At 68.8% G+C, this 13354-nt stretch carries 11 protein-coding genes and 2 tRNA genes; 8 read left to right on the top strand and 5 right to left on the bottom strand.

Going from position 1 to position 13354, the window contains the following annotated elements; genetic code table 11:
• Positions 1-44: 44 nt before the first annotated feature.
• The 3 genes from ACTWQD_RS10125 to ACTWQD_RS10115 are packed head-to-tail and all read right to left on the bottom strand — an operon-like array spanning position 45 to position 2507.
• Positions 45-899 (bottom strand): lysophospholipid acyltransferase family protein, encoded by an 855-nt coding sequence (locus tag ACTWQD_RS10125; RefSeq protein ID WP_443196004.1) that lies wholly within the window; start codon positions 897-899, stop codon positions 45-47.
• Between the two features lies 1 nt (position 900).
• The gene (locus ACTWQD_RS10120; protein WP_443196003.1) at positions 901-1755 is read right to left on the bottom strand and encodes a DUF1295 domain-containing protein; all 855 of its coding nucleotides are present in this window, start codon (positions 1753-1755) and stop codon (positions 901-903) included.
• Positions 1755-2507 (bottom strand): alpha/beta hydrolase, encoded by a 753-nt coding sequence (locus ACTWQD_RS10115; RefSeq protein ID WP_443196195.1) that lies wholly within the window; start codon positions 2505-2507, stop codon positions 1755-1757. The genes ACTWQD_RS10120 and ACTWQD_RS10115 overlap by 1 nt, the downstream gene beginning before the upstream one ends.
• Before the next feature lie 257 nt (positions 2508-2764).
• On the opposite strand from ACTWQD_RS10115, the gene ACTWQD_RS10110 reads away from it, so the two are divergent.
• The 7 genes from ACTWQD_RS10110 to ACTWQD_RS10080 all read left to right on the top strand — a co-directional run bounded on the left by ACTWQD_RS10110 (position 2765) and on the right by ACTWQD_RS10080 (position 10521).
• A complete protein-coding gene (locus ACTWQD_RS10110; protein WP_443196002.1) occupies positions 2765-4138 on the top strand; it encodes an FAD-binding oxidoreductase in 1374 nt (457 codons plus the stop codon).
• A 121-nt stretch (positions 4139-4259) separates the two neighbouring features.
• A complete protein-coding gene (locus ACTWQD_RS10105; RefSeq protein WP_443196001.1) occupies positions 4260-5723 on the top strand; it encodes a YibE/F family protein in 1464 nt (487 codons plus the stop codon).
• A 65-nt stretch (positions 5724-5788) separates the two neighbouring features.
• Positions 5789-6970 carry a tRNA dihydrouridine synthase DusB gene (dusB, locus tag ACTWQD_RS10100; protein WP_443196000.1) on the top strand — a complete coding sequence of 394 codons (1182 nt, stop codon included), beginning with the start codon at positions 5789-5791 and terminating at the stop codon, positions 6968-6970.
• On the top strand, positions 6963-8252 hold the full coding sequence (locus ACTWQD_RS10095; RefSeq protein WP_443195999.1) for a deoxyguanosinetriphosphate triphosphohydrolase: 1290 nt from the start codon (positions 6963-6965) through the stop codon (positions 8250-8252). Before dusB ends, ACTWQD_RS10095 begins: the two co-directional genes overlap by 8 nt.
• 52 nt (positions 8253-8304) lie before the next feature.
• Entirely contained in the window at positions 8305-10185 is a 1881-nt protein-coding gene (gene dnaG / locus ACTWQD_RS10090; protein WP_443195998.1) for a DNA primase, read from the top strand.
• 54 nt (positions 10186-10239) lie between these two features.
• Positions 10240-10312 (top strand) — tRNA-Asn (locus ACTWQD_RS10085).
• Positions 10313-10448: 136 nt separating this feature from the next.
• Positions 10449-10521, top strand: a tRNA-Asn gene (locus tag ACTWQD_RS10080).
• Between the two features lie 76 nt (positions 10522-10597).
• Here the strand turns inward: ACTWQD_RS10080 and ACTWQD_RS10075 are convergent.
• On the bottom strand, positions 10598-11005 hold the full coding sequence (locus tag ACTWQD_RS10075) for a hypothetical protein (RefSeq protein ID WP_066434619.1): 408 nt from the start codon (positions 11003-11005) through the stop codon (positions 10598-10600).
• A gap of 70 nt (positions 11006-11075) precedes the next feature.
• Positions 11076-12299 carry a multidrug effflux MFS transporter gene (locus ACTWQD_RS10070; RefSeq protein WP_443195997.1) on the bottom strand — a complete coding sequence of 408 codons (1224 nt, stop codon included), beginning with the start codon at positions 12297-12299 and terminating at the stop codon, positions 11076-11078.
• Positions 12300-12482: 183 nt separating this feature from the next.
• Between ACTWQD_RS10070 and ACTWQD_RS10065 the strand changes: the two genes are divergently transcribed.
• Positions 12483-13343, top strand: coding sequence for a phage holin family protein (locus ACTWQD_RS10065; RefSeq protein WP_443195996.1), 861 nt, complete (start codon positions 12483-12485; stop codon positions 13341-13343).
• The last annotated feature ends 11 nt before the right edge of the window (positions 13344-13354 follow it).

Genomic DNA, 13354 nt, shown 5'->3' with positions numbered 1-13354 from the left:
GCGAGGAATCCTCGCGGTGCCGTGTGCTGTGGCGGTAACCGGGCTTACCGGCGCCGGCCTCCTGCGCGCCGCGGGCCTTCGGCCTCGTCCAGGCGCTGCCGTTCCTCGTCACTGGGCGCCCCGCCGCCCAGGTCCGCCGGCATCCACCACGCGCCCGGAGCCGGGTCCAGGGGAAAGTCCGCGATGCAGGCATCGATTCCGGCCTGAAGGGTTGCACGCAGCGCCTCGGTGGCCGCCTGGGCATCCTGGGACGAGGCTACAATTCCCGGTTCAGGGGCCACCGGCTTGCCGACATGGATCCGCACTGGGGCGCGCCACGCGCGGGCCGGGGAGAACCCGCGGCCGCGGGTCATCAGCCGGTGGGCGCCCCAGACGGAGACCGGAATGACAGGCACACCGGCCTCCGCCGCCATCCGCACGGCGCCGGTCTTGCACTCGCGCACACGGAAGCTGCGGCTGACGCCTGCCTCGGGCAGGACTGCGACGTACTCGCCCGCGCGGAGCCGGGCAACGGCAGCCGCGTAGGCGTCGGCCCCGCTCCCGTAGCCCACCACCACGTGGCCGGCCGCGCTGACGGCGGGCCCGGCAAGCCAGTGGTCGGCCGCGGCCTGGGTGACGAGGAAGCGCAGCTGGGCCCTCGAGTGCCGCCACAGCAGCAGCTCGGCAAAAGCGAAGTCGAGGTAGCCGAAGTGCGTGATCGCAACAACAGCGCCCCGGCCCGGCACCACGTGGCGGGACGGCCCGGCCGCGGCAGTGCCGTCCGGTGCGCCGGGCGGCACCGGCGGGAGGTGCTCCTGCCCGGTCACGATGACCCGGATCCGGAACAGCCGGACCAGCGCCAGCCCGGTGCGGACAATGACGCGGTAGAAGCGCTCGCTGGGCCGGGGAAGCCAGGGCATGTCAGCGCCCGCCCGGCTGGTGCAGGCCCGGCTGTGGCCGGCCACGCCGGCGCGGCGGCAGCGGCAGGAAGCCCGAGGTGGATTCCACGTACTCCTTGTAACCGGGGCGGGCGGACATCGCCTTCTCGGTGAGCGGCTTGCCGGACTTGCCGGCGAGCAGCCAGATCATCAGCGCGGGGGACAGGACGGTCAGCACGCCCGGCCAGGAGTCAGCGGCCACCAGGAAAATCCCGGACCAGACGGCGGCATCGCCGAAGTAGTTCGGATGCCGCGTATACCGCCAGAGCCCGGTGTTGAGCACCGTCCCGCGCCGCGACGGATCGGCCTTGAACTGTGCCAGCTGCCAGTCACCGACCGTTTCGAAGACAAAACCGACCCCCCACAGCACCACGCCCAGCCAGGCCAGCCAGCCCAGGGTTCCGGTGCTGAACATCCCCACCTGCACGGTCAGGGAGACGAAGAACAGGATCACGCCCTGGGGCAGGTACACCTTGCGCAGCGCGTAGGTGTTGCGGGAGCCGGGTGCGGAGGAGAGCATGTCCGCATACCGCGGGTCCTCGTGGGCGCCGCGGGCGCGCAGGCCGATGTGCACAGCGAGGCGCAGGCCCCATACCGCCACGAGCGCCAGCAGCAGCAGGCGGCGGCCGCCGTCGCCGTGCCCGGCGGAAAGAAACCAGGAGATAGCGGCCGCGACCACGAAGCCGAGCCCCCAGACGGTGTCCATCACCGAATGGCGCCGCTGGCGGACGCCGACGGCGAACGTGGCGGCCAGCAGGACCGCGATCCCGGCCGCGACCCAGGGCAGGCTGGCCAGGAAAGGCCCCAGAGGGAAGTCGCCGAGGGGCAGGCCCGGCATCACAGCACCACAGGGAGGCGGGCGCCGGACGCGGGCAGGAGGCTGCGGAACGCGTCAGCGTCGCCGTCGACATTCCGGCCTGAACTGGAGGCGAAGGCATCAAGGATGAACCCGTTCGCGAGGGAGTTCCACAACCCCACCCGCCGGAACATAAAGTGCCCGGCCCCCTTGAGGGCGACGTAATCCACGGACTCCGCGACGCCGTCGGCCCGGCGCGCGTAGGCAAGCGAATTCGCGGGGCTGGTCCAGCGGTCCTCGGTGCCGTGGACGATCAGGACCCGGCGGCCCGCCACGCGTTCGGCGGGAGTTGAGCTGTCCAGCCAGGGGGCGAGGGCGGCGACGGCTTCAACCTGCGGGTGGTCAGCCACGGACAGCGCGGTGAGGCCGCCCATCGAGTGGCCGAGGAGGTAAACGGGGACGCCGGGGTGTTCGCGGCTGATGTGGGACAGTGCCCAGCGGGCGTCCTCGACAGGGGACATGTCCTTTCCGTTCCAGCCCCGGTACCGGTTCCGGAGGGTCCAGACGGCCAGCCCGTCGCCCCCGCCCCCGCGCTGGAGGGCCCGGGCGAAGGGGATCATCCGGGCGGGGCTGAGGTGTGTCCCGCGGACGGCGTCGTAACTGTTCGCGCGGCCGCCGTGCAGGACCAGGGCCACGCCGCGGGTTTCCCCGGCGGCCCCGGCAATGCTCAGGACAGCCTTGGCCGCCGGCCCGGGGATCCCCTGCGCAGGTTCGCGGTCGTCGATCTTGCGTATGGCCACGCTGTATCCTCCACGTCTCGTCCGTCATTTCCAACCATAGGGTGCGCGCGGCACCCGCAAAATATTCGGAGCGGTGCCTCCGGGAGATTGGCAGGGATTCCTGCGGTTCCTGCCCCGGGCGGGCCGGATGGTCTTGACGGTGCGGGAACGCAGGAGTAGGCCTGTGCTCGTAAACCTCCGGACGTCTCGCCGGCTGGGAGCACAATTCACCGTCCGGGTCGGAACTCACGACGAAATCGACGGTAAAGAAAATGAACGGAACATCTTTGGACAGCCTGCGCGAGCAAGTCCGCGGGCCTGTCATCACGCCTTCAGACGCCGGCTACGATGCGGCGCGTGCGGTCTTCAACGGCATGATCGACAAGCGGCCGGCCGCGGTGGTGCAGGTATCCCAGGTGGCTGATGTGATCTCCTGCGTTAACTTCGCCCGGGACAACTCCCTGGATCTGGCGGTCCGCGGGGGAGGGCACAGTGCCCCGGGGTTTGGCACCTGGGACGACGCGCTGGTCATCGACTTCTCCCAGACCACGGGGGTCCGGATCGATCCCGAAGCGGCCACGGCGCGTGCAGAGGCTGGGGCCACCTGGGCCGACTTCAACCACGCCACCCACGCCTTTGGGCTGGCAACCCCCGGCGGCATTGTCGGCTCGACCGGCATTGCCGGCCTGACCCTCGGGGGCGGCATCGGCTACCTGAGCCGCAAGTACGGGCTCAGCTGCGACAACCTCCTCTCGGCCGATGTCGTCACGGCCGACGGAAAGTTCCTGACCGCCAGCGAAGGCCAGCACCCGGATTTGTTCTGGGCGCTGCGCGGTGGCGGCGGGAACTTCGGCGTTGTGACCTCGTTCGAGTACCGGCTGCACCCCGTGGACATGGTCCACGCCGGCATCATCATTTACCCCATCGCGCACGCGCAGGCGGTGGCCACGTTCTACCGGGACTACATGGCCTCCGCCCCGGAGGAGTTTGGCGCGTTCCTGGGCTTCCACCAGGGCCCGCCGGTGCCGTTCCTGCCGGAAGAGTGGCACGGCAAGCCGGTATGCGTCGTCGTCGGGATGTGGACCGGCGACCCGGCGGAGGGTCCGGCACGCTGGCAGCCCTTCCTGGACGCCGCGCCAGCGGCCGGATCCATGGTGGGGCCGATGCCGTACCCCGCGCTGAACTCTGCCTTCGACCCGCTCCAGCCCCCGGGCATGCAAGCCTACTGGAAAGCGGATTTCCTGGCGGAACTCAACGACGGCGCCATCGCTGCGCACATCGAGCACGGCAGCAGGGTCCCCAGCGTGCAGACCGCGGTCCACATCTATCCCATCGACGGCGCTGTCCAGCGGGTGGGCGCCACGGACACGGCGTTCGCCAACAGGAACGTCCGGTTCTCCCCGGTGATCGCGGCCCAGTGGCTGGACCCCGCGGAAAACGAGGCAAACATCGCCTGGGTGCGGGACTACGCGGCCGCCCTGCGGCCCTATTCGGCTCCCGGCGGGTACATCAATTTCATGGACAACGACGATCTGCCCCGGATCGCGGAAAACTACGGGCCGAACTACAACCGCCTGCGGGAGGTCAAAGCCACCTACGATCCGCAGAACCTCTTCCACGTCAACCAGAACATCATGCCGGTGTAGCCTGTCTGGGCTTCCCTGCGGGGCTTCCCGGCGCGGCATTAGCCGGGGTTCCCCGGCACGCCACGAGTCGGAACGGCACCGCAGGACCCAGTAAAGTCTTCGGCATGAGGTTGAACTGCTGATGGGCACCGGACATTCACATACCCCTTCGGGGCACGCGGATCTGACGCCCCGGGCGCTCGCCGCACGGAAGAAAGCCAACCTCATCCTGGCCGCCATTCTGATCCCCCTGACGCTGCTGACCCTCGTGGCGATGGCCCTGCTGTGGCCCTCAGGCAGCAAGGAGGGGATCACCCTCGCCAGTCCCTATGCGGCAGCGCCGGGCGTCACGTTCGATACCGGCAAGATCCAGCGTGTGGTCACCGGCCCCTGCATGGACGCCCTCCAAGAGGGCGGGGCAGAGGCGGGAGCCGCGCCGCAGCCCGGGTCCGAGTGCACCTTCGCGTTCACAGACCCGGACAAGGGGGGCAACCCCGTCAAAGTGGTGATCAACCCCGACGTCGCCAAATCCCATGGTGTGAAGCCCGGCGACAACATCCGCTACCTGAACCTCTCCAAGGTCCAGGGCGCCGAAGCCCAGGGCACCCCCGCCTACGTGTTCGTCGACTTCGTCCGGACCCTGCCCATCATCTTCCTGGCCGTCCTCTACGCCGTCGTGGTGATCGCCGTCGCCCGCTGGCGCGGACTGCGCGCCTTGATCGGGCTGGTCGGCGCCTACTTCGTGCTGGTCTCCTTTATGCTGCCGGGGCTGGTGGAAGGCAAGCCGCCGCTGCTGCTGGCGCTTGTGGGGTCCACAGTGATCATGATCGGGGTGCTCTACTTCGCCCACGGCTTCTCCGCCCGGACGTCGACGGCGCTGCTGGGTACCATGTTCGGCCTGGCGATCACGGCGCTCCTGGCTGCCTGGGCCACCGACGCCGCCAACCTCGCCGGCGTCGGCAGCCACGACTCGGCAAGCCTCGCCAACATTTCGGACAACATCTCCATCTCCGGCATCATCCTGTGCGGGCTCATCATCTCCGGGCTGGGCGTCCTCAACGACGTCACCATCACCCAGTCCTCGGCCGTGTGGGAACTCTGGGAACTGGCCCCGGAAACATCCGCCCGCCAGCTGTTTGCCTCCGCCATGCGGATCGGGCGGGACCACATCGCCTCCACCGTGTACACCATCGCGTTCGCGTACGCCGGCGCGGCACTGCCCGTGCTGATCCTCGTGATGCTCTACGAACGGCCGCTCGGGGACGCCCTCACCAGCGCCGAGCTGTCCGAGGAAGTGATCCGCACCCTCGTGGGTTCGGTGGGCCTGGTCCTGGCCATCCCGGTCACCACCCTGATCGCGGTCCTCGTGGTGAAGGCGACCGGAATCAAAGCCCGCGGCAGCGCGGCGGGCGGGGACCGGAGCGCCGTCCTCCAACCCGCCGCCGGCCCGGCCCGTTCTGCAGCGGCCCGTTCTGCAGAGGACGACGGCGGCCGGCAGCGGGAGGGCGCCGACGACGGGTTCGACTCCGGGTTCGATGCCTATGACCCTGAGCCCGAACCCGTGCCGGCCGGGCGCCGCGGGCGCCGTGCCGCGGCGCGGGACTGACGCCGGATTTTCCACATAGCCGGCGCGCATCCGGCCGATTTGCCCGGCTTTGAGACAATAAACGGGTGACTGTTGTAGCTACCCCTCCCGCCCCCAAGCTGGAACTCCCGCCCCTGAAGCTGGGTCCCCTCACGGTGGACACCCCCGTGATCCTGGCTCCCATGGCGGGCATCACCAACTCTGCGTTCCGCAGGCTGTGCCGTGAATACGGCGGCGGCCTGTACGTCGCTGAGATGGTCACCTCCCGTGCCCTCGTCGAACGCACGCCGGAATCGCTGCGCATCATTTCGCACGACGACGACGAGAAAGTCCGGTCTGTCCAGCTCTACGGCGTGGACCCCGTCACCGTCGGACAGGCTGTGCGCATGCTGGTCGAGGAAGACCGCGCAGACCACATCGACCTGAACTTCGGGTGCCCGGTGCCCAAGGTCACCCGGCGGGGCGGGGGGTCGGCCCTGCCGTGGAAGACCGACCTGTTCACCTCGATCGTGCAGACCGCGGTGAAGGAAGCCTCCAAGGGCAACATCCCGCTGACCATCAAGATGCGCAAGGGCATTGACGAGGACCACCTCACCTACCTTGACGCCGGCCGGATCGCCCGCGATTCCGGCGTCGCCGCCGTCGCGCTCCACGGACGCACCGCCGCGCAGTTCTACTCCGGCCAGGCCGACTGGTCCGCGATCGCACGGCTGCGTGAAGCGCTGCCGGACATCCCGGTGCTCGGCAACGGAGACATCTGGTCCGCCGAGGACGCCGTCCGCATGGTCCGCGAGACCGGCGTCGACGGTGTGGTGGTGGGCCGCGGCTGCCAGGGCCGGCCCTGGCTGTTCGGTGACCTGATGGCTGCTTTCGAAGGCAGCGACGAACGCCACAAGCCGAGCCTCGGGCAGGTGGCGGAAGGGGTGTACCGCCACGCCCAGCTGATGGTGGAAACGTTCGGCGGCGACGAAGGGAAGGCACTGCGGGAAATCCGCAAGCACATGGCCTGGTACTTCAAGGGTTACGTGGTCGGCAGCGAGCTGCGGACCAAGCTGGCGATGGTGACCAGCCTTGAGGTGCTCCGCGGAACGCTGGACCAGCTGGACCTCGAATCGCCGTACCCCGGAGTGGACGCGGAAGGTCCCCGGGGCCGTGCGGGCTCGCCCAAGAAACCCGCCCTGCCCAAGGACTGGCTGCTGGACCGCACCCTGGACGCCGAGCAGTCGCGCGAGATCTGCCACGCCGAACTGGACGTGTCCGGTGGCTGAAACCAGAACTTCCGCTCCCGTGCTGGACGGCTACGTGGCCCGCGACGCCGCCCGCTGGGTGGAGGAGCCGCCCAAGTCCACATACCGCTCCGACTTCGAACGCGACCGCGCCAGGGTGCTGCACTCCTCGGCGCTGCGCAGGCTGGGAGCCAAGACCCAGGTCGTGGCCCCGGACACCGACGACTTCGTCCGCACCCGCCTCACCCACAGCCTTGAGGTGGCCCAGGTGGGCCGCGAGCTGGGGCGCGCCCTGGGCTGCGACCCGGATGTTGTGGACACCGCCTGCCTCAGCCACGACCTGGGCCACCCGCCTTTTGGCCACAACGGCGAATCGGCGCTGAACGAGGTCGCCCACGCGATCGGCGGCTTCGAAGGCAACGCCCAGACGCTGCGCCTGCTGACCCGGCTGGAGCCCAAGGTGCTCGCCGCGGACGGGCGTCCCGCCGGGCTGAACCTGACCCGTGCCAGCCTGGACGCCGCCGCGAAGTACCCGTGGTCCGCCGAGAACGCCCCCGTCATCCACGGCCAACGGACCAGCAAGTTCGGCGCCTACGAGGACGACCTTCCCATCTTCGACTGGATCCGCGAGGACGCCCCCGCGCACCGCTCCTGCCTTGAGGCACAGGTCATGGACCTGGCCGACGACATCTCGTACTCCGTGCACGACGTAGAGGACGCGATTGTCGCCGGGCACTTCCAGCTGCGCTGGATGGACAACCCGGACCACCGCGCCCGCGTGGTGGGCTACGCCAAGCAGTGGTACCTGCCGCACAACGACCCCGCCGCGATTGATGCCGCCCTCGCCCGGCTGGAGGCCACCACCGTGTGGGTGCGCGAGGCCGACGGCAGCCGGAAGTCCATGGCGGCGCTCAAGGACATGACCAGCCAGCTGATCGGCCGGTTCTGCCAGAGCGCGCTGGCGTCCACCCGCGCCGTCTACGGCCCGGAGAACCTGACCCGCTACAACGCGGAACTGATTGTTCCGGAGGAGACCGTGCTGGAGATCGCGGTGATGAAGGGCCTGGCCACCACCTTCGTGATGACCACCGAACACCGGCAGCCCATCTACGAACGCCAGCGGGAGGTCCTGCACGCCCTCGTCACGGCCCTGAACGCCACCGGGGACCGGCACCTGGAGCCCATGTTCGCTGCCGACTGGCAGGACGCAGCCGACGACGGCGCGCGGCTGCGCGTTGTGATCGACCAGGTCGCTTCGCTGACCGACGGATCGGCGCTGGCCATGTACGAGCGGCTCGTGGGCAGCCTGCCGTCGCTGTGGTGACGGACGCCATGACCGGGCCGTCGGCGTCGTACCCGGGGACTAGGATGACATTGTGGCCGGCCTGATCAAACGCGAAGACATTGACGAAGTACGCCAGCGGACGGACATCAAGGAAGTAGTCGACGGCTACGTCACCCTCAAGGGTGCCGGGCTGGGCTCCTTCAAGGGTCTGTGCCCCTTCCACGACGAGCGTTCGCCCTCGTTCACCGTCCGCCCCCAGGTGGGCAGGTACCACTGCTTCGGCTGCGGCGAGGACGGCGACGTCATCTCGTTCGTGCAGAAACTGGACCACACCACGTTCCATGAGGCCGTGGAGAAACTCGCCGCCCGGATCGGTTACGAACTCCGTTACGAGGACGGTGGCTCCGGCCCGAACCGTGAAGAGGTGGGGCGGCGGCAGCGGCTGCTCGATGCGCACAAGATTGCAGACGAGTTCTTCCGGGCCCAGCTGCTGACCCCCGGCGCCACCGAGGGGCGGAACTTCCTGCATGCCCGCGGCTTCGACCGCGCCGCGGCGGACCAGTTCGGCGTCGGCTATGCCCCGCAGGGCTGGGACTCGCTGCTCAAGCACCTCCGCGGCCGCGGCTACACGGATCCTGAGTTGAAGCTGACGGGCATGTTTTCGGAAGGTGGCCGGGGAATCTACGACCGGTTCCGCGGCCGGCTGATCTGGCCCATCCGGGACATTGCGGGGGACACCATTGGCTTCGGCGCCCGCAAACTCTACGAGGACGACCAGGGCCCCAAGTACCTCAATACCCCCGAGACCGCGCTCTACAAGAAGTCGCAGGTCCTCTACGGGATCGACCTGGCCAAACGGAACATCGCCAAGGACCGCCAGTTGGTGGTCGTCGAGGGCTACACCGACGTGATGGCCTGCCATCTCGCCGGGATCCCGACTGCCGTCGCCACCTGCGGAACCGCGTTCGGCACCGAGCACATCAAAATCGCCCGCCGGCTGCTCTCTGACGACGGCAGCGGCGGGGAAGTCATCTTCACGTTCGACGGCGACGCGGCCGGCCAGAAGGCCGCCCTGCGGGCCTTCGAGGAGGACCAGCGCTTCGTCGCCCAGACCTACGTGGCCGTGGAGCCCGGCGGGGCCGACCCCTGCGAGCTGCGCCAGTCGAAGGGCGACGCCGCCGTCCGGGACCTGATCGGCACCCGCCGCCCGCTGTTTGAATTCGCCATCCGTGCCGCCCTGAAACGGCACAACCTGGACACCGTCGAGGGCAGGATCGCTGCGCTGCGCGAATCCGCGCCCGTGGTGGCCCAAATCCGGGACGCCGGCATCCGCCCTGCTTACGCCCGCGAGCTCGCCGGCTGGCTGGGCATGCCGGTCGAGGAAGTCAGCCGCACCGTCGCTGCCGCCGCCAAACGGTCGGCGCAGCAGCCGGCCGGCGGAGGTTCCGCGCCGGGAGTGGCGCCCCTGCCGCCGTCGCCCGTGCTGCCGTCCTTCAACCGGCCCGACCCGCGGGACCCCGTGGCCGCCATGGAGCGGCAGGCGCTTGAGGTTGCCCTGCAACAGCCGGGAATGCTCGAAGGCGAGACCTGGCAGCGGTTCTCCGAGGCCCGGTTCTCAACCCCGGCGTACCTCGCCATCCAGGAAGCCATCCGGGCCAACGGCCTGGCGCTCACGGGCGACCCGGTGCGGTGGGTGGAACAGCTGTTGCAGGAGGTTCCCGAGCCCCTGCGCCCGCTGGTGTCCGAACTGGCCGTGGTGCCGTTACCGGCCAGCACTGCCGACGGCGTGCTGCGCTACTGCCGGGACATCCTGGCGCGGCTGTTCGAGCTGCAGATCACCCGGGTCAAGGCCGAGAAAATGGGGCAGCTGCAGCGGCTGGACGCGACGTCCGACCCGGAGGCGTTCCAGCGCTTGAACCGGGAACTGATGCAGCTGGAGATGCAGCGGCGGTCCCTCCGCGCGGAGGGCTAGCGGCTTCAATTTCACTTCCCGGGCGGGTGTTTGCTAGGCTTATACCCGCTTCATTCCTCCTTAGCTCAATTGGCAGAGCATTCGACTGTTAATCGAAGGGTTGCTGGTTCAAGTCCAGCAGGAGGAGCGCGCAGTCCCCGTTCCGGGTTTCCGGAACGGGGACTTTTTTATACCCGGAGGGGGTATTCCCGGGCGGTGCGGGGGAGGGCATGGCGCCGATTTCCTAAGCGGCAAAACCTTTGCTAATGTCATACCTGCTTCATTCCTCCTTAGCTCAATTGGCAGAGCATTCGACTGTTAATCGAAGGGTTGCTGGTTCAAGTCCAGCAGGAGGAGCGGACAGGTCCCGCAGCCGGTGTTTCACCGGCTGCGGGACCTTTTTTGTGCCCTCGTACGGCGGCCCGGTACGTCCTTAGACGAAGTACATTTCCACTTGGAGGAACCTCTCGGCTTCCGCCACCGCCCCCTGGAACGCCTCGAACTCGGTGGGGGACTGGCGGGGTTCGCGGGGATGCCACTCGTGCGGGGCGGAGTGGATCTGGGTAAACCCGCCGCCGGGCGGGGCGTAGAAGATGCCAAACCGCTGCACGGGCCACTCGGGGGAGGTCTCCGGGGCCACCAGGAGGGCGGAATCGTCGGCCTTGTTGCACCACTGCGCGATGGGGCGCCGGCGGTCCTCGGTGAACAGGCCGGCGGCGAAGAGCGCCGCCGACTGCTGGCTGGTCTGACTGCACAAGCGGTCCCACCACAGAGGCAGGATTCCGGTGTCACACCGCTGCCACGTGGCCGGGAGGGGAGGATGTTCCTGCCAGTGGGGCACATCTCCAACTTTATCGCCAGCGATGGGACGGGAACAGGGCCGGTCCCGGGTGAAAAGCGGTGTGTGCCGGCTACTGGATGGGCGGGACGGTGCGGGGCCGGACCACCAGCCACAGGGCAGCGGCAGCCAGGAAGATGCACCCGGCCTGGACGGCGCCCATCGGGGTGGCGGACGTGACGCCCAGCCAGCCCACCACAGGCGAGATGAGCCCCGCCATGAGGAACGTGGCGGCGCCGAGCAGGGAGGCTGCGGTACCGGCCTGGGCGCCGTGCTTGGCCAGGGCCAGCACCTGCACGCACGGGAACGTAAAGCCCGCACCGAGGATGTAGAACCACAGCGGCACCATCACCCCCCACAGGCCGAAGCCCAGCTGGTCGAAGACCACAATCAGCACTGCCATCAGGAACATCCACGCCGTGGAGCAGGCCAGGATCCACTGCGGCGGGACCTTGCGGATGAGCCGTGAGCTGGTCTGCACGCCGGCGACGATGCCCAGCGAATTCACGCCGAAGAGCAGGCCGTACTGCTGCGGGGTGAAGCCATACACGTCCTGGAAGAGGAACGGGGACGCGGAAAGGTACGTGAAGAGGCCGGCGAAGTTCATGCCGCCCACCAGCAGCAGCCCGACGAAGATGCGGTCAGCAAACAGGACGCCGTAGCGCTGGCGGGAGGTCATGCCGGACTTCCCGCGGAGTTCCCTGGGCAGCGTCTCACGCACCACGAACACCGCGGCGATGAGGACGGTCATCCCGTAGGCGGCCAGAAAGAGGAAGATTCCGGGCCACGGCATAAACAGCAGCAGTTGCGAGCCGATCACCGGCGCCAGGATCGGAGCCAGGCCGTTGACCAGCGCCATCCGGGAGAACATGCGCACCATCGCGTACCCGCTGAACAGGTCACGCACCATCGCCATCGCCACCACGCCGCCGCCCGCCGCGCCGATGCCCATGAGCACGCGGAAGAACCCCAGCGTCGTGATGTCTGTCGACAGGGCCGCACCCAGGGACGCCATGATGTGCACCGCCGTCGCCAGGATCAGCGGCATCCGCCGGCCGAACTTGTCGCTGAGCGGTCCCACCACAAGCTGGCCCAGGGCGAAGCCGAGCGTGGTGCCGGCCAGAGTCAGCTGCACGGCCGCCTCGGACACTCCTAGGCTCTCCTCCAGCGCCGGGAAAGCGGGAAGGTACAGGTCCACCGTAAAGGGGCCGAGGGCGGTCAGGGCGCCGAGCATCAGGATGTAGAGCAGCTTGCGGCGCCGGCTCAGGGAATCGCCCGGATTGGTGGGTGTAGTCACAGAGGTCCATCCTAGGGCCGGCGTCCCCGCCCACCGGCCCTGAAGCGGGAGGCGCGCCACAGCCCGCGGCCGCGCCCGGGCCGCAGCCTGAATGGTAGTTTTGACACCGGGGTGTGCGTGAAGCTGCGCAGACCGGCAAGCCCGCGGAAGCGGAATCACGGATGAACCAGTTAGGCGGGACCGATGAGCGGACGTCACACCGGCGGGACAAGCACGGGGTTGCGCGTCGCTGCGCTGCCCAAGACACTCAAGCTGATCTTCAAGCTTGCACCCCGGCAGCTCAATGACGAGATCGCCCTTGCCAAGGTCGAGCTCAAGCGCAAGGGCATTGCGGTCGGGATTGCCTCCGCGTTCCTCGGCGTCGCGCTCGTCTTTGTGCTGTTCCTGGTCATCGGCCTGATCGTCGCCGCGATCATGGGCCTGGCCACGATCATGCCTGCGTGGCTCGCAGCGCTGCTGGTCTCCGCCGCCTTCCTGCTGATCGCCGCGATCGGTGCCCTGATAGGTGTCAGCAAGTTCAAGAAGGCCATGCCGCTTGTTCCGGAAGACACCATCCGCGGACTCAAGTACGACCTCGGCATCGCCAAGGAGGGCTCCGCCTTCGATCCTTCCGTGCTGGACCCGGACTCCGAGGCGTACAAAGCAGCCAAGGCCGCCAAGGAAGAGGCAGCAGCCAAGGCCAAGGCCGAGAAGGAAGCCAAGCAGGCCGCCGAGCCGGACTTGGGTCCGCCGCCCACTGAGGCGGAACTGCGGCGCCGGCTGGACCAGCGCCGCACGCACCTCACCGGCGTCCGCGACGAGCTCAACGAGGAACTCGACGTCAAGACCCAGGCCCAGGCGCTGCTGGCCGCGGCCCAGGTGAAGCTGCAGGACGGCAAGGAACAGCTCAGCGGCAAGGTCGCCGGCTTCCGGTCCGCCGCAGGCGACGCCGCGGGCAAGAGCGGAGTGCCCGGCCAGCTGGGCCAGCGCTGGCAGCCCCTGGCCGTCCTCACCGCCTCCGCCGCGCTGCTGGTCTTCCTGCTGCGCAGACTCCTCAAGGGCTAGGCAGCCCGCTG

Origin of the sequence: Pseudarthrobacter sp. 1C304, from assembly GCF_052245515.1 — a bacterium.
Classification (GTDB): Bacteria; Actinomycetota; Actinomycetes; order Actinomycetales; family Micrococcaceae; genus Arthrobacter.
This window is presented reverse-complemented; position numbering and strand designations above follow the sequence as displayed.